Raw genomic sequence first — 19,693 nt, 5'->3', positions numbered from 1 at the left:
AAACTACCGAGAATGGCAGGGTGGAGCAGGGTTATGCAGCAGATTGACGTGGTTGTGGTAGGAGGAGGGCAGTCCGCGCTGGCAGTTGCCTATTTCCTGCGCCGTACGTCACGTTCATTCGTGTTGCTGGATGCAGAGCAGCATCCAGGTGGTGCCTGGCAACACGGATGGGATTCGTTGCATCTTTTCTCACCGGCCAGCTCCAGCTCCATTCCTGGTTGGCCCATGCCTCCTACCCACGAAGAAACGCCTTCGCGTGACCATGTCTTGGATTATCTGACCCGGTATGAGCAGCGTTACGGGTTTCCCATCAGGCGTCCTGTCTGGGTAGAGAGCATTGAGCCACACCCGAACGGCTTGCTGGTCAAGGCTGGCGCAGAGGCATGGCTGGCCCAGGCGGTAGTCAGTGCAACCGGAACCTGGCGACATCCCTACACGCCCCACTACCCGGGCCAAACGCTGTTCAGAGGACAGCAGATTCATTCGGCACAGTATGTCAATGCCGAGCCCTTTATGGACAAAACCGTATTGATTGTCGGAGGGGGTAATTCAGGGGCTCAGATCCTGGCTGAAGTATCCAAGGTGGCAGAGGCTCATTGGATTACCCTGGCGGATCCACAATTTCTACCGGACGATGTGGATGGATATGTCCTGTTCGAGCGAGCAACCGAGCGCTGGAGGGCGCAGCAGGAAGGCCGCGTCTGGGATGAGCCCGCGGGTGGGCTGGGCGATATTGTCATGGTTCCCAGCGTGAAGGAGGCAAGGACACGAAGCGTATTACGGGCCGTGCGGCCATTCGAGCGCTTTACTGAGAGCGGCGTAGTCTGGTCCGACGAACATGAAATTACAGTAGATACGGTAATCTGGTGCACGGGTTTCAGGCCTGCGTTGACGCATCTGGAAGCGCTGGGGCTAGTCGAGCCGGATGGACGCGTTCAGGTTAACCGCACTCGTTCGGTCAAGGAGCCCCGTGTGTGGCTCGTGGGCTACGGTGAGTGGACCGGTATGGCATCAGCAACGCTGATAGGCGTTACCCGAACGGCACGGAGCACCGTTCAGGAGATTGAAGTCTATCTCGATCAAAGAGAGCGTTGATTGACGCGCCGGGACAGTGCCTCGGCAGATTCCTTGCGTTCCGAGTAACGATCTACCAGATACGTCTGGCGCCCACGGAGCAGGAGCGTGAACTTCATCAGTTCTTCCATGACGTCCACCAGGCGATCGTAATAGGGCGAAGGTTTCATTCGTCCTGCCTCATCGAATTCCAGAAACGCCTTGGGCACCGAGGACTGATTTGGAATCGTGAACATCCGCATCCAACGACCTAAAACACGCAGTTGATTCACGACATTGAAAGACTGCGAGCCTCCGCAGACCTGCAGAACAGCGAGGGTCTTGCCTTGGGTAGGGCGAACCGCACCCATGGCCAGCGGAACCCAGTCGATTTGTGCTTTGAAAACGGCGCTCATGGAGCCGTGTCGCTCAGGTGAGCACCATACCTGACCTTCTGACCATTGCATCAATTCCCGCAGCTCAACGACTTTCTCATGGGTGTCGGGGGCATCGTCAGGCAAAGGGAGACCTGAGGGGTCAAAAATTTGGACGTCGGCGCCAAAATGTTCGAGCAGAAGAGCGGCTTCCTGTGTCAGGAGTCGGCTGAAGGAGCGCTCTCGGTTCGATCCATAAAGCAACAGAATCCTGGGCTTATGGGGCAGGGGCTGCTGATTATCCAGGCGCTCGATAGCGGGAATGTCGATCAGGGACATATCGAGATTCGGCAGGTTATCCAAGTGAAGCCTCCCGGTCAGTTGCCAAGCGCATTAACTGCGGAGCGGAGTTCGTCCCGATTCAACCGATCAAACGGTAGGGCAAGGAATGCCTGCACGCGCTGCTCGATGATCCTTAGCGTTTTCTCGAAGGCTTGCTGAATATCCGCTTCGCTGGCCTCCAGTGCAGAGGGATCCTCCAGCCCCCAATGAGCCTTGAGTGCATGACCAAAATAGACCGGGCAGGCTTCGCCAGCTGCACGGTCGCAGACGGTAATAACCACATCAGGCGGAGCGTCAGCAAACACGTCGGAAGACTTGCTATAAAGTCCCTCCGTTGTAATACCAGCCCTTTTTAAAGCATGTAAAGTCAATGGACTGACCTCCCCGCTAGGATGGCTACCAGCGCTAACCGCCTCGAATCCATCAGGAGCCAGATGATTGAACATTGCCTCCGATAGAATGCTTCTGCAACGGTTATGGGTACACATGAACAGTACTTTCATAAAACCTCCTGGCGCTTACAGACTTAAACGCAGAGCGAGCGCAGCAAGCGTCGCGAGCAAAACGGGCAGGGTAAGCACGATACCTACCTTAAAGTAGTAACCCCAGGTAATCGTAATGTCCTTGCGTGCAAGAACATGTAGCCAGAGCAGCGTGGCTAGACTCCCGATAGGGGTAATCTTCGGGCCCAGGTCGCTGCCAATAACGTTGGCGTAAATCATGGCCTGCTGGACCACACCGCTGGTTTCACTGTCATGAATGGAAAGCGCTCCAATGAGAACCGTGGGCAGGTTGTTCATGATGGACGACAAAAAAGCGGTTAGCAGGCCGGTTCCGATTGCAGCGCCCCATACACCGTAATGAGCGCAATATTTCAACGCCTGCGTCACGTAGTCTGTCAGGCCCGCATTGCGCAGCCCGTATACCACCAGATACATCCCAAGGGAAAAGACGACAATTTGCCAGGGAGCGTCCTTGAGTACCTTCTGGGTGCTGATCACATGACCTCGCGCCGCAATTACGAATAGCAGCAGGGCACAGGCCGCAGAAATAACGCTGATAGGTACACCCATCGGCTCAATGATGAAGAAGCCAATGAGCAAAAGGCCCAGCACCCACCAGCCAGCAATGAACGTTGCACGGTCGCGTATGGCTTCACGGGGGTCCTTGATCTGGGCCAAGTCGTAGTGCTGAGGGATTTCACGGCGGAAAAACCAGAGCAGCATAATCAGCGTGGCCAGGATGCTCACGATATTCACGGGTGCCATGATGGCGGCATATTCGCCAAAGCTGATGCCGAAATAATCTGCCGAAACGATGTTTACCAAGTTGGATACCACGAGCGGCAGGCTGGCTGTATCGGCAATAAAACCGGCCGCCATGACAAATGCCAGCGTGGCGGCTGGAGAAAAGCGCAAGGCCATTAGCATGGCGATGACAATAGGAGTGAGGATCAGCGCCGCACCGTCATTGGCGAACAGGGCAGAAACCGCAGCCCCCAGCAGGATAATGAACGCGAACAGCCTGCGTCCGTTGCCGCCACCCCAGCGGGCGACATGCAATGCGGCCCATTCGAAAAAGCCTGCCTCATCCAGTAGCAGGCTGATAACGATAATGGCGATAAAGGTGGCAGTAGCATTCCATACGATATGCCATACGACCGGGATGTCTCCCAGGCTTACGACACCTGTCAGAAGTGCCAGAACGGCTCCTAGGGATGCGCTCCAGCCCACGCCTAACCCTTTGGGCTGCCAGATGACCAGAACGATCGTTATCAGAAAGATCAAAGATGCAATCAGCATGCATGAAACTCGATGGAAGGTTGACGTTTATTAACAGCAAAGCGCCTTACGCTCGGGACGGTTACCCATTTTGTGCAGGCGTTCCGTGTCTACCTCGAGCCACGCTGGATTGGCTTCCAGCGTGCTCCGAAGGACAGCCTGAATCCACCCGGGCAAGGTTGGGTGGATCCGGTAATACACCCATTGGCCCTGGCGACGATCCGCTAGCAGTCCACATTGGCGCAGGTGTGCCAGATGGCGAGAAATCTTTGGTTGGATTTCATCCAGAGCGCTGGCGAGTTCACATACACATAGCTCTTCCTCTTTAAGGATCAGCAATGTCATGCGTGCACGGGTCTCGTCGGCGAGGCATTTAAACAGGAGTGAAGGCGTCAGGGATTGGGACATATGGCTTCCTTCAATGAGGGAGGCACTATAATTAATATATGAAAATTCGTATATATGCACGTCCATATAATCTGTCAGCACTTACGTTGGAAACGTATTTGCTTGTTGGCCGCTCTGATAAGAACAGACAAAGAGTGCAGGTGTGAATCATGAGCAGTATCTGGAGCATGACGCTGGCAGCCTTTCGTGATGCAACGGCTGCCAACAGCTCGACACCCAGCTGTGGGGCAGCAGCGGTCGTCTCGGCCACGATGGGAAGTGCGTTGATACTCATGGCGCTGCGGATCAGCGAATCCAAATCGGCTGCTCCTGGTCGGAGCGAGCTGATCAAGCGCGTCGAGCAGCAGATGGCGAAGCTTGGTACCTACGGCGACGCAGATGTAAAAGCGTTTGAGCGCTATATGGATGCGGCTCGACTACCGGAGCATTCCTCAATCCAGGCAGAGGAACGTGAGCAGGAGGTACAAGATGCCGTGGTCGAGGCCACGCAGGTCCCGTTGGAAACAGCAGAAACCTGTCTCGAACTGCTTCGTCTGGCGGAAGAAGGCGTTTCGTTTACGTCCGAGAATGTGCTGAGCGACATACTGTCTGGGAGTCTGTTATTGCAGGGTGGGTTATCGGCGGTACTGCTCAATGTAGATGCAGATGCAAAGATGCTGGAGGAGGGCAAGATGCGGGAGCAGGCAGTTACAAAACGGCAATGGCTTGAGCAGCAGGCAAACCTGTATCTACAGTCCATTAGAAAGGCGGTCTGTACCTGCTAGACACTTTTCTACGGATGTGACTAGCCTTTTGGCCTGAATAAGCCAAATGGTTCTATCGTACCTGTACGGTGTTGCAGTACGGGTTAAGTTGCTTTTTCGATAGCTAGGGCCAGCAGATCCTTGGGTTCCAGGTCACGTCCCAATACATCAATCACGCCCGGCGTAAAGCTGGCCGTGATTTTTTTGGGATTGGACTTCCAGCCCTGAAGAATCATCAATGTCGCCTTCTGGCCATTCTTATGGATGACTCGTAAAGAGGCACGTGATAATTGAGTCAAAAGTGCCTCAATTTCGCTAATCTCATCAGTATCGTGCGGGATAATGATCAATTCGTTGCGTTTGCGATCATCAAAAAAGATTTCTTCGGTGCGGCGCAGGGCGTTGTTGTATTTAGCCATGAAAGGTATCTCGAAATCGGTAGGGAGACGGGAGCAAAGGCTCTGAACCAGTCTCAATATTGCTGGAGCTCCATCAGCTACGACCGGCCATGAGAACGGTGAACTGTTCAGCCTGAGCCTCGCCTGAGAAAAATTTCAGGCGATCTGAAACGAGATTTTCCAGCCGCTATAGCGTTTGCATACTACGCACAGGCAGTTTGCAAACGGTTTCCAATTTAATGGGGCAACCGTTACGAGCACTTACTCGACAACAACGGCGAGATTTGGCGGGGATCAAAAATTTCATAGCTGAATCAACTTCTTACCTTCAGCATGAATACTGCGTTGCTCAAACCCGTCCATCTCACGTGCTTGAAAGGGTAGCGTTCATAGCGTTAGAAAAGTGAGACGCATGTCTCGTTATTGCATTTTGCTGTCTTCTGATCGTCATAAAGTCGACGCCAATACGAAAGAAGTTGCACCGATACGCAGCGAAGCCGTATTCATCTACCGACTCCTGCACACATCGGCTGATACTAGGTGAAGATTTACCGTTCGTCGGGCGTGCTACTTGAAAAAAGCGAGCGGGTTCCTATATGGAATTCTACAGGGCGCCGAAGCCGGGCCCTGCGTTGAAACTTGCTGATGACTCAGGAGATTCCCTATATGAACACTGCATTCTCTCTTGCTCCCTTGTTCCGCCATTCCGTTGGATTCGACCGCTTCAATGACCTGTTCGAATCCGCGCTGCGCAACGAGTCGGGCAGCTCCTATCCACCCTATAACGTGGAAAAGCATGGCGACGATCGCTATCGCATCGTGATTGCGGCTGCCGGCCTTGCCGAAGACGACCTTGAGCTCGAAGTGGAGCGGGGCGTGTTGACCGTGAAGAGCGGCCGTCGCGAGAAGAGCGCTGACAGCGTGACCTATTTGCACCAGGGCATCGCCCAGCGTGCCTTCAAGCTGTCCTTCCGCCTGGCTGATCACATTGAGGTGAAGGGCGCGAGCTTGAAGAATGGCCTGCTCAACATCGATCTGGTACGTGAAGTACCGGAGGAGGCCAAGCCCAAGCGCATCGCTATCAACGGCCAGTTGAGTGCCGATAAAAAGCCTGCGCTGGAAGGCCAGATTGCCTAAGTACAGCGGCCATCAGATCCTAGAAAAGGGACGCCATGTGCGTCCCTTTTTGTAGTATCTAAGTAATACCAGCCCCTTTATAGACTTTTCAAACACCTCCATAAAAGCAACAAGTCATCAGGAAAAACCGCTACGTTAAGAGACTGGCTTCATACAAACGTAGCTTTCATGCCAGGAGAAGAGGGGCATTACCAGCCGTAGAAATGAACCTCTGTCTAACCAAATATTTTCTCCAGTGCTCCAGCTTCATCTTTTCCTTCCAGATCAGCGGAGCGGGGCATTCGCGTCGGCATCTTAATCAGCGTTTCGAGCAGTAATCGAACGGTAGGGAAGACACCCAATGTATCCAGACCTCTAGCATTGCTCCATGATGTTGATGCTTACTTCATGAAGCATGATCGGTAAAAGCGGGTACGTTGCATATGAACCGTTACGAGTACCTATAAAGTCTCGTAACGGTAGGGGAGGAGCGCTATTTAAAAGCCTTGGCGACTCGAGAGCCTGTATCGCGGCCTAGGACCTCACAGATTCGCTGACCTGCGGCAATCAGCCGAGAAAGATCTACTCCAGTCTGGATACCAAGGCCGTTGAGCATGTAGAGCACGTCCTCTGTGGCCACATTACCGCTTGCACCCGTTGCATAGGGACAGCCTCCCAGGCCGGCAACAGAGCTATCGACCACAGAGACACCCTCCAGCAGGGCAGCATAGATATTGGCCAATGCCTGGCCATAAGTGTCATGGAAATGCACAGCCAGTCGATCACACGGAATCTCTTGGGAGAGCTTACCTATGAGCGTTCGTACAGCGCCCGGTGTACCAATCCCTATCGTGTCACCCAATGAAATTTCACGGCATCCCATATCAATCAGTTCACGTGCAACTGATAAGACTTGATCAGGCGTAATGTCGCCCTCATAAGGACACCCCAGTACGCAGGAAACATACCCACGGACGCTAATCCCATGCTGCCGTGCAGCCTCCATTACAGGTTTAAACCGCTGCAGGCTCTCATTGATAGAGCAGTTGATGTTACGTTGAGAAAAGCTCTCGGATGCTGCTGCAAAGATGGCTATTTCTTTCACACCTACATTCAGGGCAGCTTCGAAACCCATCATGTTAGGCGTCAAGGCACTATAGGTAATACCAGCCCTTTTAAAGACCTTCAAAAACAGATCAGAACTCCCTGCCATCTGGGGCACCCACTTGGGAGAAACAAAACTACCCACTTCAATGTAATCAAGGCCAGTATCAGTCAAATCATTTACCAGCCGTACCTTGTCCTCCAGGCTAATCGGCTGTGTTTCATTCTGAAGGCCATCTCGTGGGCCTACCTCAACCAGACGAACACGCTCAGGCAGCATCATCAGCCTCCATTTCAACCAAGGTTGAACCCTCGCTGACCATGTCACCCTCATGGTAAAGGATGGCCTTGAGCATGCCTGGAGTCTGGGCCCGGATGGTATGTTCCATCTTCATGGCTTCCAGAACCACTAGAGGAGCGCCGGCTTCAACACTCTGACCTGGTTCTACCAGTATCCGCACAATGCTGCCATTCATAGGAGCGGTAAGCCCGCCTGAGTGAACCGTTTTATTGGTTGCGGCCTGTATGGGATCGAAGCGGGTAAGGGTGTGGGTTTCGCCTCGCCAATTCAGATAGAGGTTGTCGTCGCGGCGCTGCGCCTTGACCTTTCGATCTTTTCCATCCCAGACAACACGCTGTTTTTCTTCATTGCATATCAGCGTTACTGCCTGCCGATTCGGCAAGCCTGCTCGCCATCCGGGCAACGATGCCCAAGGAGCGCTGGGGTCATCAGCCCTTGCTACCGGCGGCTCACTGCCTAGCCAGCCTTGAACAGCTGCTTGCCAGAAATCATTGTCATGCTCTGCAGGGGCTGGCAGTAATTCATTCCGATACCGAGGAATGAAATCTGTATCCAGTTCAGCACGCGCGAAGGCGGGGTGAGCCAACACGCGCTTGAGAAAGGCCAGGTTGGTTCGCAGCCCGCCTACCTGGGTATGCTCCAGCATGGCGAGCAGACGTTGTCTAGCTTCTTCGCGGTTCTCGCCCCAAGCGATGACCTTGGCCAGCATGGGATCGTAAAAGGGCGATACTGTATCACCCTCGGTTACACCACTATCGATGCGGCGACCTGGACCACTGGCGGGTTCCTGATAGAGATGCAAGGTACCGGTAGCGGGCAGGAAATCATTGCCAGGATCTTCTGCATACACGCGTACCTCAATAGCATGCCCTTCAAGCGGGACCTGCTCCTGAGTGATGGGCAGGGCTTCACCTCGGGCGATGCGAATCTGCCAAGCAACAAGATCCAGTCCGGTGATAGCCTCTGTCACAGGATGCTCTACCTGTAAGCGCGTGTTCATCTCCATAAAGAAGAATTCGCCACGGTCGTCCAACAGAAACTCGACGGTACCGGCACCGACATAGCCGATCGCCTGTGCAGCCCGTACGGCAGCTTCTCCCATGGCTTTACGCAATGCAGGAGAAAGTCCGGGGGCAGGGGCTTCTTCTATGACTTTCTGATGGCGACGCTGAATCGAACAGTCGCGTTCGTTCAGATACAAACAATGACCGTGCTGATCGGCAAAGACTTGTATTTCGACATGTCGAGGCTTGAGCACATATTTTTCAACCAGCATGCGGGCGTCGCCAAAGGCAGATTGAGCTTCACGCTGCGCCGAGGCCAGGGCATCAGCCAGATCGGCCTCTCGCTCAACGATTTTCATACCCTTGCCACCACCGCCAGCAGCCGCTTTCAGCAGAACGGGATAGCCGATCTGCTCGGCGGCCTGTCTGAATGTTTCTAGCGTCTGGTCCTCGCCATGATAGCCGGGAACCAGGGGCACGCCGGCGGTTTCCATCAGGGCCTTGGCGGCAGACTTGCTACCCATCGCCTCAATTGCGGAGGCGGGAGGGCCGAGAAAGAGCAGGCCTGCTTCTTCAATCGCTTGGGCAAAGGCTGCATTTTCGGAAAGAAAGCCATACCCCGGATGGATGGCCTGGGCACCGCTGTGCTTGGCCGCTGCAATAATCTTGTCGATACACAGATAGCTTTCGCCCGGTTTACTACCACCTAGGTTTACAGCCAGGTCTGCTTCGCGAACATGGCGGGCTGTAATGTCGATCTCGCTGTGCACCGCGACCGTTCGGATACCCAGCGATTGGGCGGTACGCATGATACGACAGGCAATCTCGCCGCGATTGGCGATCAGGAGAGTGTCGAGAGGCTTTAACATGCTCATACGGAGGGCTCCTGCCAGCTGGGCATACGTTTTTCAAGGAAGGCGCTTAGCCCTTCCTGTGCTTCAGGGCTTACCCGCAGTGATGCAATGAAGTGCTGGGTATAACCTTTCAATGCATCATCCAGGTTTGCAGCCGTACCCACTTGGTGTAGCAAGCTCTTGCAGGCTTTAAGGGCTGCGGGGCTGTTGAGGAGCAGATTGTTTTTCCACTCATTGACGGCGGCTTCCAGCTGGTCAGCCGGGTAGGTTTCATCCAGTAGCCCCAAGGCTTGTGCACGACCACTGGAAAAGCGCTCGGCTGTCAAGGCATAGCGGCGCGTGGCTCGCTCGCCAATAGCCCGGACGACATAGGGGCTGATCACTGCCGGAGCCAGACCGATGCGGACTTCGGGAAGGCAGAACACAGCATCCTGCGAACCGATGGCCATGTCGCAACAGGCAATCAATCCAAGCGCTCCACCAAAGGCCGCTCCCTGCACGACCGCCAACGTAGGTTGGGGTAGGGCATGAAGTGTTTCCATTAAAAGGCTCAGTCGTTGTGCATCGTCATGATTTTCTTTGAGGCTCAAGGTGGCCGATGCCTGCATCCAGGCAAGGTCTGCTCCTGCGGAAAAGTGCCGTCCCTGTCCACGCAGAATCAGAAACCGGATGGCCTCATTAGCACCAATTGCTTCCAACGCGTGAATGAGCTCGGCAATCACCTCGGCATTGAACGCATTGTTTTTTTCAGGGCGGTTCAGCCACAAGGTGGCAACGCCGCGGCTGTCGATATCAAGTTGCAAGGTCTGGTAAGTCATCGCGGGATACCTTACATGCGGAACACGCCAAAGCGGGTCGGCTCAATAGGTGCGTTTAAAGAAGCGGAGATAGCCAGAGCTAGTACTTCACGCGTCTGGGCAGGGTCGATCACGCCGTCATCCCATAAACGGGCGCTGGAATAGTAGGGGTGACCCTGACGGTCGTACTGCTCAAGGATCGGCTCTTTGATGGCCGCTTCCTCTTCTAGGCTGAGTGCTCCGCCTGTCCGCTCGGTCTGTTCCTGCTTGACCTGCACCAGTACACCGGCTGCCTGTTCACCGCCCATTACCGCGATACGGGCGTTAGGCCACATCCAGAGGAAGCGGGGATCATAGGCTCGGCCGCACATGCCGTAATTGCCCGCGCCAAAGCTGCCGCCAATGATCACGGTAAACTTGGGGACTTGTGCGCAGGCGACAGCGGTCACAAGCTTGGCCCCATGCTTGGCAATGCCGCCTGCTTCATATTTCTGGCCAACCATGAAGCCCGTGATGTTTTGAAGAAACACCAGTGGAATACCTCGCTGACAGGCCAACTCGATGAAGTGCGCACCTTTTTGCGCCGCCTCGGCAAACAGGATGCCGTTATTGGCCAGAATTGCTACGGGGTAGCCATGTAAATGCGCAAAACCGCAAACCAGAGTAGGCCCGAACAGCGCCTTGAACTCGTCGATTTCGCTACCATCAACCAGACGCGCAATCACTTCGCGAACGTCGTAGGGCTGTTTGGCATCTGCCGGGATAACGCCATAAAGCTCATCGGGTGAGTATTTAGGTGCTACAGGGGAGCGCATCTGCACCTGACCCTGTTTGCGCCAGTTCAAATGGCCAATACAGCGACGCGCCAGGGCAAGGGCATGCTCATCATTCTCGGCGTAGTAATCCGCCACGCCGGACACCTTGCAATGTACATCAGCGCCACCCAGTTCCTCAGCGGTCACCACCTCACCGGTAGCGGCTTTGACCAGGGGCGGACCGGCCAGAAAGATGGTGGCCTGGTTGCGAACCATGATGGTTTCGTCCGCCATGGCGGGCACATAGGCGCCACCGGCAGTACAAGAACCCATCACTACCGCAATCTGCGGAATGCCTTGGGCGCTCATGGTTGCCTGGTTGAAGAAAATTCGTCCGAAATGCTCGCGATCAGGAAAGACCTCATCCTGTCGGGGCAGGTTGGCACCACCAGAATCCACAAGGTAGATGCACGGCAGTCGGTTCTCTTTGGCAATGGCCTGAGCACGCAGGTGTTTTTTGACGGTCAGGGGGTAATACGTCCCTCCTTTGACTGTCGCATCGTTGGCGATAATCATGCACTCCACGCCCTCGACTCGGCCAATACCGGCTACCACGCCAGCCGCCGGTACGTCCTCGCCATAAACCTCATGAGCGGCAAGTTGGGCAACCTCCAGAAAAGGCGAGTTGAGGTCGAGCAGGTGATCAATGCGGTCTCGTACCAGCAGTTTGCCGCGTGAGGTATGACGCTCCTGCGCCTTGGGTCCGCCGCCTTGCTGGATGTGGGCAAGCAGCGCGTGCAGGTTCGCCACCTGTGCCTGCATGGCGTCTTGATTGCGGATAAAGTCAGGCGAGCGGGGGTCGAGCTGACTGGTTATAAAGGTCATGGCGGATCTCGCTTCAGCGTTGTTGGTGGAATGTCCGCAGGATAAAAAGCGGGTTATATCGTTTCCTTGAACAACTCGCGCCCGATCAACATGCGCCGGATCTCGCTGGTCCCCGCACCGATTTCGTACAGCTTGGCATCGCGTAGAAGGCGGCCGGTTGGGAATTCGTTGATATAGCCATTGCCGCCCAGAATCTGGATGGCATCCAACGCCATCTGAGTGGCTCGCTCAGCCGTATAGAGAATGACGCCCGCGGCATCTTTGCGCGTGGTTTCTCCTCGATCACAGGCTTGGGTAACGGCATACAGGTACGCCCGGCTGGCATTGAGCTGGGTATACATGTCTGCAACCTTGCCCTGGATCAGCTGAAACTCGCCAATACTCTGGCCAAACTGCTTGCGGTCGTGAATGTAGGGGACAATGACATCCATGCAGGCCTGCATGATGCCGACAGGTCCGCCAGAGAGTACGACACGCTCGTAATCCAGCCCGCTCATAAGTACCTTTACGCCCCCGTTCAGGGCGCCAAGGATGTTTTCTTCCGGCACCTCGACGCCATCGAAAAAGAGCTGGCAGGTATTGGAGCCCCGCATCCCCAGCTTGTCGAACTTGTTGCTGCGGCTGAAGCCTTTCCAGTCACGTTCAACGATGAATGCTGTGATGCCGTGTGGTCCTTTATCCAGGTCAGTCTTGGCATAGATCACATAGGTATTGGCATCTGGTCCATTGGTAATCCAGGTTTTAGTGCCGTTGAGGATGTAGCGGTCACCCTGTTTCTCTGCACGCAGTTTCATGGAAACCACGTCAGAACCGGCATTCGGCTCGCTCATGGCCAGGGCGCCGACATGCTCACCTGATACCAGCTTGGGCAGATATCTGGCTTTCTGCTCAGGCGTCCCATTACGGTGGATTTGATTGACGCACAGGTTCGAATGCGCACCATAGGAGAGGGCGATAGAGGCCGAGCCTCGGCTGATTTCTTCCATGGCCACTACATGAGCCAGATACCCCAATGTCGAGCCGCCGTACTCTTCATCCACTGTGATACCCAGGAGGCCCATGTCGCCAAATTTGCGCCAGAGGTCATGGGGAAACGTGTTCTCACGGTCAACGGCTTCTGCGCGGGGTGCGATTTCCGCTCTGACAAAGCTTTGCACCTGCTCGCGCAGCATGTCGATGGTTTCGCCGAGGCCAAAGTTGAGCGAGGGGTATGTCATGGGGTCACCTGTGATTGTTTTTGTCTGGTGGAAGCAAAAGGGGATCAAGCCGTTGCGTTAGCCATCTCCAGCGCCGCACGACAGCGTTCTTCAGCCGTGTCCAGTTCAAGCTGCATCTGTTGAATATCCAACAGCTGCTGTGCAAGCTGCTCGCGACGTTCCGCAATCTTGGTCAGCATGCTATTGAGCTGCTTCTGGTTACCTGAACTCGGGTCATACAATTCGATCAATTCCCGGCACTCCGCCAGCGAAAACCCGATTCGCTTACCCCGCAGAATCAACTTGAGCGTGACGCGATCCTTGGCCGAGTAGATGCGCTCCTGACCACGCCGCTCGGGCGTAAGCATGCCTTGCTCCTCATAGAAGCGAATGGTTCGGGTTGTAATGTCCAGCTCTCGGGCTAGATCGGAAATGCTGTAACTCGCCGTCATATGTAAACTCAACTGGATTACCTTTACGTTAACGTAAAGCTGGTCAGCGAAGCTGTCAACTCGCTTCGGTAACGTCTAGATGCAAATACCTCGCAAGCATGCCATACACCTCTTCAGAAATTTGGCTGTGCTGGTTGGATACAACGACTTGCCATGCCCTTTACGTTAACGTAAAGATAACTAGGCTTTAGCGGTAGCCACATGAGTCAGCAGCTCCCACAACAATGACAAGAAGGGAAAGCCATGAACCAACCGAGCTATACCCAGGGCCGTCAAGACAAGCCCTTACTGGCCATGACGATTGGAGAGGCCTTTGATCTTACGGTAGCCCGTTACCCTGAGCGCGAAGCGCTAATTGTTCGTCACCAGAATGTACGGCTGACCTGGCAGGCGTTGGCCGAGGAGGTAGAGCGTTGCGCCAGGGCCTTGGTAGCATTGGGTGTAGAGCAGGGGGACCGACTGGGTATCTGGGCACCAAACTGCATGGAATGGTGCGTCACGCAGTTTGCCAGCGCTAGAATCGGGGCCATTCTGGTCAATATCAACCCGGCATATCGGGTAGGTGAGCTGGAGTATGTGTTGAAGCAATCCGGCTGCCGTTGGTTGGTGTGCGCGCATATCTTCAAGACGTGCGACTACCACGCCATATTGAACGAGCTTCTCCCTGATATTGAAAGCCAGCCCCCAGGGCGGCTGCGCTGTGTAAACCTTCCGGATCTGCACGGCATAATCACGCTGGGCGAAACGGCACCTGCCGGTTTCCTGCGTTGGAGTGATCTTTCCAATTTCGCCAAGCAAACGAGCACGGCTGATGTGCATGAGCGCAGCGCGCTACTTCAGTTCGATGACCCTATCAATATCCAGTACACCTCAGGCACCACAGGCTTTCCCAAGGGAGCCACTCTGAGTCATTACAACATTCTCAATAACGGCTACATGGTGGGAGAAAGCCTTGGGCTGACCGAGCGGGATCGTCTGGTCATTCCCGTACCGCTGTATCACTGCTTCGGTATGGTCATGGGTAATCTAGGTTGCCTGACCCACGGTTCCACCATGATCTATCCAGCGCCATCTTTTGAGCCGTTGGCAACATTGAGAGCTGTCTCGGAAGAGCAGGCCACCGTGCTCTATGGCGTTCCCACGATGTTTATCGCCGAACTTGATCATCCCGAACGTGTGCGTTTTGACTTGTCCTCCCTGCGCAGCGGCATCATGGCAGGATCGACATGCCCGATCGAAGTGATGCGCCGAGTCATAACCGAGATGCACATGAGCGAAGTGCAGATTGCCTATGGCATGACCGAGACCAGTCCGGTCTCTCTTCAGACTGGCCCGGACGATGAACTGGAGCGCCGCGTTACCACCGTGGGCCGCAGTCAGCCTCATTTGGAAAGCAAGATCATCGATGAGCAGGGCCGCATCGTTCCTCGTGGGCAGATAGGCGAGTTATGTACACGCGGCTACAGCGTGATGCTGGGCTATTGGGAAAACCCAAAGGCTACATCCGACGTGCTGGACGGTGCCCGCTGGATGCATACGGGCGACCTTGCTTGCATGGACGAGCAGGGCTATGTGCAGATCGTGGGCCGCAGCAAGGACATGATCATTCGGGGTGGTGAAAACGTCTATCCACGTGAAATCGAAGAATTCCTATTCCGTCACCCGTCAGTGGCAGATGTTCAGGTAATAGGCATTCCTGACGACAAGTACGGTGAGGAGATCGTCGCCTGGGTCAAGCTGCATGACGGGCATAGCCCGCAGGAGGAGGTACTTCGCGACTTCTGCAAGGCCCACATCGCACACTTCAAGGTGCCGAAACATGTTCGCTTCGTAGACGAGTTTCCCATGACCGTAACGGGCAAGATTCAGAAATTTCGCATGCGGGAAATCATGATCGAGGAGCTGACGCAGCGAAAGGCGTCGTAGTGCATACCGCTCCCGCTGGCCATGATGCCAGCGGGAGCGACGAGGAATTACTTGTACTTGCTTTCGATCTTGCGCTTTTCCAGCGTGTATTGAGTCATGTCTATTTGACCCAGCTGAAGCTGGCTATCAAGCGCATTCAGGTCCTTGTCACGCTCAGCGTCGAGCTTGGCCTTGGTAGCCTGATAGTTGATGACCTTAGCTGCATCGTAGCCGCCAACCGGGTCCCAAATGATGGAAAGAGGCCAGAGCAGGAGATTCACGACCCCAAAGCCGTATTCTCGGGTATAGAAAGAACCTCCTCCCGGAAGAAGGCCAAGGCCTGCTGCAAGACCAGGACTCTTTTCTTGAACGACCAGACCGCGTGCTTCGTACCGATCGAGCTCTGACTTCTGAAAACTGTTCAAGCCAGAGGCGCATCCATTTAATAATACGGCCATTCCGACAGCCGCAACTGCTTTACGATACATCACTAATCCTTTCAGGCATCCTTGATTCGCACCGTGCGAATTGTGATTAGGTTAACATTTTGCCGTGCTATTGATAAAGTCACCTGCTGCTTTGGGATGCGAGCGGCTCATCCCTGCAACCGCTCGAATCAACACCTTAAAGCTGGGTGGTACGAATGCGCTGCAGGGTCTCCTGTACCTCAGCGGCAGCGTCTACAAACGAGGCTTGTTGCCGCAAGCGGGCCAGCAGTTCGGCACGCTTGCGTTCGGCAGTAGCCAGATAACGCTCCTGCACCGGGCCGAACCCCCGAACATCTAGCGGTAACTTGGCAAGCTCAACTGCAACGGAATAATTGTCAGGCGTCAGACGCTGCAGGACTTCATCCAGGTTGGCTTCGTATTCCCTAAGCGTCTTCAACTCTCGCTTGCGGTCTTCAGTGCGGGCAAAGGGGTCCAGCCAGGTATTGCGGATACCTTTCAGGCGCGCCAGCATGCTGAAGCCTTTCATCATCCACGGTCCGAACTGCTGCTTCTTTGGCCCCTCACCAGCCTTGGATTTATTGAAGATAGGCGGAGCCAAATGGAAGTTGAGCGTGTAGTCTCCTTCAAACATCGAAGCAATCTTGCGTTGGAAGTCGCCATCGGTGTACAGACGCGCCACCTCGTATTCGTCCTTGATAGCCAGGACTTTGTAATAGGCGCGGGCAACCGCCTCGCTCAACTCTCCGGCTTGTCCCATCAGGGCAGTGTCAGCTGCCTTGATCTTTTCAAGACGCGCAAGGTAGCGCTCGGCATAGGCGGTGTTCTGGTACGCCGTCAGATCATCCACACGCCGCAGAATCACTTCTTCAAGGGTTTTGGATAACTGGTGAGACGCGGTAACAACGGAGCCTTCCTTGACCTTCTGCTCGACCCGCGCCTGGTCAACGGCAGTTCGACGGCCCCAGATGAAGGCTTTTTTGTTCAGCTCGACGGCAGCGCCATTCATTTCGATCGCCTGGAATAGCGAGTCCTGGCTAACCGGCAGCCAACCTTTCTGATAGGCCACTCCCATCAAGAAGGTATTGGTTGCAATCGAATCCCCCATCAGCGCAGTGGCGATACGGCTAGCATTGAGGAAAAAGGCACGATCCGTTCCTACGGCTTCGGCGATCTGAGCGGCCATGTCCTGGGACTGGAATTGAGGATCAGGATGGGTGTGAACATCGCCACTGTTTGCCTGATGGGCAAAGGTGCGAACAAAGTGGCTGGTTACGCTTTCCTGGCTGTTGACGAGCGCATGGGTGACGCCCTGGCGAAGCTTATCAAGCGTCTCGGCATTGGCACTGACGATGAGATCGCCACCTAACAACAGGTTGGTTTCACCTTCGGCAATGTGGGGTGCAAAGAGCTGCTCCTGCCGCTCGGCGATACGGACATGGGTCCACACTGCGCCACCTTTCTGCGCCAGCCCCGCCATGTCCAGCGTCAGCACTCCCTTGCTTTCAAGATAAGCCGCCATGCTCAGGAGGGCACCGATCGTGACGACTCCTGTACCGCCCACACCGGTTACCAGAATGCTGTAAGGCTCGCTGACCGAGGCCAGTACAGGCTCAGGCAGATCCCAGCTATCTGAAGGGTCTTCCGCCAGCGCCTTGGCCTTGCGCAGCTTTCCGCCTTCCACCGTGACAAAGCTCGGGCAGAAACCTGAAAGACAGCTGAAATCCTTGTTGCAAGCGGATTGGTCGATCTCGCGCTTGCGTCCGAACTCAGTCTCGACCGAAGCCACGGACATGCAATTGGACTTGCTGCTGCAATCACCGCAGTTTTCACACACGGCCTCGTTGATCACAACGCGACGAGCGGGATCAGGATAGGCACCACGCTTGCGGCGACGCCGCTTCTCGGCGGCACAGGTCTGGTCGTAGATGATGACGGATGCGCCCGGGTGCTCTCGCAGCTCACGCTGCAGAGCGTCCAGCTCGTCACGGTGTTTGACCGGTACATTCTCGGCAAGCCCTTTGACTGGCTTGTATTTATCCGGGTCATCCGTGACGACCACGATGCGCTCGATACCTTCAGCACGTAGCTGCTGAGAAATCTGCGGCACGGTCAAGGTACCGTCTACCGGCTGACCACCTGTCATGGCCACGGCATCGTTGTAGAGAATCTTGTAGGTAATCGGTACTTTCGCGGCGACCGATGCGCGAATGGCTAGAAGTCCTGAGTGGAAATAAGTCCCATCGCCCAGGTTCGCAAACACATGCTTTGTCTGGGTAAACGGTGCCTGTCCTACCCAGGCAACACCTTCACCACCCATCTGGCTGAATGTCTGGGTGTGCTCAGGGTAGATCCAGGTTGCCATGTAGTGACAACCGATCCCGGCCAGTGCGCGACTGCCTTCCGGGAGCTGAGTAGAAGTGTTGTGTGGACAGCCAGGGCAGTAATGGGGCATCCGCGCCATCTTGGTGACCAGTCCGCCTTTAGCCGCCAACTGAGCATCCAAAACCGCCAGGCGCATCTGCAGCAGACCATTGGACTGGCGTTGCAGGATGCGCTTGGCCACTGCACGGGCAATCTGCGCCGGAGTCAGGTCACTGGTGGCCGGGAGCAGCCAGTCCGTATGGGGCAGGGACCATTCGCCCTTGTCGTCAAACTTGCCTACGATGCGTGGACGGACATCCTCGCGCCAGTTGTACAGCTCTTCTTTGAGCTGGTATTCGATCAACTGGCGTTTTTCTTCCACCACGATGATTTCTTCCAGCCCGTCGGCAAAATGCCGAACGCCTTCGGCTTCCAGGGGCCAGACCATGCCCACCTTGTACACGCGCAAGCCGATCTGCCGGGCCATGTCCTCATCAATGCCCAGGATCTTCAGGGCTTGGCAGACTTCCAGATATGATTTGCCTGACGTGATGATACCGATGCGGGCATTGGGAGAATCATGGGTGATGCGGTCGAGCCTGTTGGCCCGCGCATAGGCGAGGGCGGCATAGAGCTTATGCTCCAGTAAGCGCTTCTCTTGCACCAGCGGCGGATCGGGCCAGCGAATGTTGAGACCATCCGCCGGGAGCTCATAGGTAGGCACCTTGGGCTGTACACGAAGCGGGTCGACATCGACCACCGCGCCACTTTCCACAGTTTCCGAAATGGCTTTCATAGCCACCCAACAGCCTGAATAGCGGGACATGGCCCAGCCATGCAAACCGAAATCGAGGTATTCCTGCACCCCGGAGGGAGACAATACCGGCATCATCACGGCCTTGAAGATGTGCTCGGTCTGGTGAGGCAGGGTGGAAGAACGAGCGCCATGGTCGTCGCCAGCGATGACCAGCACGCCCCCAAAGCGCGAAGAGCCTGCTGCGTTGGCATGGCGGAAGACATCGCCACAGCGGTCAACACCTGGGCCTTTGCCATACCACATGCCAAACACGCCGTCGTATTGCGCACCCTGGAAAAGGTTGACCTGCTGTGATCCCCAGACGGCCGTAGCGGCCAGGTCTTCGTTCAGGCCGGGCTGAAAGACAACGTGATGCTGTTTGAGATGGCTCTGAGCCTTCCACAACGCCTGGTCCAGGCCGCCCAGTGGCGAGCCACGGTATCCCGAGATGAACCCAGCAGTATTCAAACCTGCTGCAAGATCACGTTGCCGTTGCATCAAGGGTAGGCGAACGAGCGCCTGGATACCGGTTAGCAGGATGCGCCCGCTTTCCAACGTGTACTTTTCATCCAACGTCTTGTTGGCTGCACTCATTCGCTATTCCTCGATTTATTGTTTT

Annotated in this window: 17 protein-coding genes; 4 read left to right on the top strand and 13 right to left on the bottom strand. The window is 55.3% G+C overall.

Annotated features, from left to right (window positions below):
* Window positions 1–33: 33 nt before the first annotated feature.
* Window positions 34–1,095, top strand: a complete 1,062-nt coding sequence (locus JQR86_RS09525) for an ArsO family NAD(P)H-dependent flavin-containing monooxygenase (protein WP_434154785.1) — start codon at window positions 34–36, stop codon at window positions 1,093–1,095.
* On the opposite strand, the gene arsH is transcribed toward JQR86_RS09525, so the two are convergent.
* The 4 genes from arsH to JQR86_RS09505 are packed head-to-tail and all read right to left on the bottom strand — an operon-like array spanning window position 1,080 to window position 3,958.
* Window positions 1,080–1,766 (bottom strand): arsenical resistance protein ArsH, encoded by a 687-nt coding sequence (gene arsH / locus JQR86_RS09520; RefSeq protein ID WP_434154864.1) that lies wholly within the window; start codon window positions 1,764–1,766, stop codon window positions 1,080–1,082. The genes JQR86_RS09525 and arsH overlap by 16 nt on opposite strands.
* Before the next feature lie 38 nt (window positions 1,767–1,804).
* The gene (locus JQR86_RS09515; protein ID WP_434154783.1) at window positions 1,805–2,272 is read right to left on the bottom strand and encodes an arsenate reductase ArsC; all 468 of its coding nucleotides are present in this window, start codon (window positions 2,270–2,272) and stop codon (window positions 1,805–1,807) included.
* 15 nt (window positions 2,273–2,287) lie between these two features.
* The gene (locus tag JQR86_RS09510) at window positions 2,288–3,571 is read right to left on the bottom strand and encodes an arsenic transporter (RefSeq protein ID WP_219652727.1); all 1,284 of its coding nucleotides are present in this window, start codon (window positions 3,569–3,571) and stop codon (window positions 2,288–2,290) included.
* A gap of 30 nt (window positions 3,572–3,601) precedes the next feature.
* On the bottom strand, window positions 3,602–3,958 hold the full coding sequence (locus JQR86_RS09505) for a metalloregulator ArsR/SmtB family transcription factor (RefSeq protein ID WP_150347398.1): 357 nt from the start codon (window positions 3,956–3,958) through the stop codon (window positions 3,602–3,604).
* Window positions 3,959–4,107: 149 nt separating this feature from the next.
* On the opposite strand from JQR86_RS09505, the gene JQR86_RS09500 reads away from it, so the two are divergent.
* Entirely contained in the window at window positions 4,108–4,722 is a 615-nt protein-coding gene (locus tag JQR86_RS09500; RefSeq protein ID WP_434154781.1) for a cyclodeaminase/cyclohydrolase family protein, read from the top strand.
* An 83-nt stretch (window positions 4,723–4,805) separates the two neighbouring features.
* On the opposite strand, the gene JQR86_RS09495 is transcribed toward JQR86_RS09500, so the two are convergent.
* Window positions 4,806–5,120, bottom strand: coding sequence for a hypothetical protein (locus tag JQR86_RS09495; protein ID WP_010798306.1), 315 nt, complete (start codon window positions 5,118–5,120; stop codon window positions 4,806–4,808).
* A 645-nt stretch (window positions 5,121–5,765) separates the two neighbouring features.
* Here JQR86_RS09495 and JQR86_RS09490 point away from each other — a divergent pair.
* On the top strand, window positions 5,766–6,236 hold the full coding sequence (locus tag JQR86_RS09490; protein WP_150347396.1) for an Hsp20 family protein: 471 nt from the start codon (window positions 5,766–5,768) through the stop codon (window positions 6,234–6,236).
* Window positions 6,237–6,708: 472 nt separating this feature from the next.
* Here JQR86_RS09490 and JQR86_RS09485 read toward each other — a convergent pair whose 3' ends face one another.
* From JQR86_RS09485 to JQR86_RS09460, 6 genes are read right to left on the bottom strand one after another with little or no spacing between them, the layout of a single operon-like run.
* Window positions 6,709–7,602 carry a hydroxymethylglutaryl-CoA lyase gene (locus tag JQR86_RS09485; protein WP_434154780.1) on the bottom strand — a complete coding sequence of 298 codons (894 nt, stop codon included), beginning with the start codon at window positions 7,600–7,602 and terminating at the stop codon, window positions 6,709–6,711.
* Complete coding sequence (locus JQR86_RS09480) at window positions 7,589–9,499, bottom strand: acetyl/propionyl/methylcrotonyl-CoA carboxylase subunit alpha (RefSeq protein ID WP_434154779.1); 1,911 nt, start codon at window positions 9,497–9,499, stop codon at window positions 7,589–7,591. Before JQR86_RS09480 ends, JQR86_RS09485 begins: the two co-directional genes overlap by 14 nt.
* Window positions 9,496–10,296 (bottom strand): enoyl-CoA hydratase-related protein, encoded by an 801-nt coding sequence (locus tag JQR86_RS09475; RefSeq protein WP_434154777.1) that lies wholly within the window; start codon window positions 10,294–10,296, stop codon window positions 9,496–9,498. The genes JQR86_RS09480 and JQR86_RS09475 overlap by 4 nt, the downstream gene beginning before the upstream one ends.
* 11 nt (window positions 10,297–10,307) lie before the next feature.
* Entirely contained in the window at window positions 10,308–11,915 is a 1,608-nt protein-coding gene (locus JQR86_RS09470; protein ID WP_434154775.1) for a carboxyl transferase domain-containing protein, read from the bottom strand.
* 53 nt (window positions 11,916–11,968) lie between these two features.
* Entirely contained in the window at window positions 11,969–13,132 is a 1,164-nt protein-coding gene (locus JQR86_RS09465) for an isovaleryl-CoA dehydrogenase (RefSeq protein ID WP_434154773.1), read from the bottom strand.
* A gap of 44 nt (window positions 13,133–13,176) precedes the next feature.
* Window positions 13,177–13,563 carry a MerR family transcriptional regulator gene (locus JQR86_RS09460; RefSeq protein WP_010798313.1) on the bottom strand — a complete coding sequence of 129 codons (387 nt, stop codon included), beginning with the start codon at window positions 13,561–13,563 and terminating at the stop codon, window positions 13,177–13,179.
* A gap of 243 nt (window positions 13,564–13,806) precedes the next feature.
* Here JQR86_RS09460 and JQR86_RS09455 point away from each other — a divergent pair, with 243 nt between their 5' ends.
* On the top strand, window positions 13,807–15,489 hold the full coding sequence (locus tag JQR86_RS09455; RefSeq protein ID WP_434154772.1) for an AMP-binding protein: 1,683 nt from the start codon (window positions 13,807–13,809) through the stop codon (window positions 15,487–15,489).
* Between the two features lie 47 nt (window positions 15,490–15,536).
* Here JQR86_RS09455 and JQR86_RS09450 read toward each other — a convergent pair whose 3' ends face one another.
* Window positions 15,537–15,956, bottom strand: coding sequence for a hypothetical protein (locus tag JQR86_RS09450; RefSeq protein WP_434154771.1), 420 nt, complete (start codon window positions 15,954–15,956; stop codon window positions 15,537–15,539).
* A 136-nt stretch (window positions 15,957–16,092) separates the two neighbouring features.
* Window positions 16,093–19,668 (bottom strand): indolepyruvate ferredoxin oxidoreductase family protein, encoded by a 3,576-nt coding sequence (locus JQR86_RS09445; RefSeq protein WP_434154770.1) that lies wholly within the window; start codon window positions 19,666–19,668, stop codon window positions 16,093–16,095.
* Window positions 19,669–19,693: the final 25 nt, after the last annotated feature.

The organism is Pseudomonas sp. JZ134 (assembly GCF_051027695.1).
In the GTDB taxonomy this organism is placed as follows: Bacteria; Pseudomonadota; Gammaproteobacteria; order Pseudomonadales; family Pseudomonadaceae; genus Chryseomonas; species Chryseomonas luteola.
This window is presented reverse-complemented; position numbering and strand designations above follow the sequence as displayed.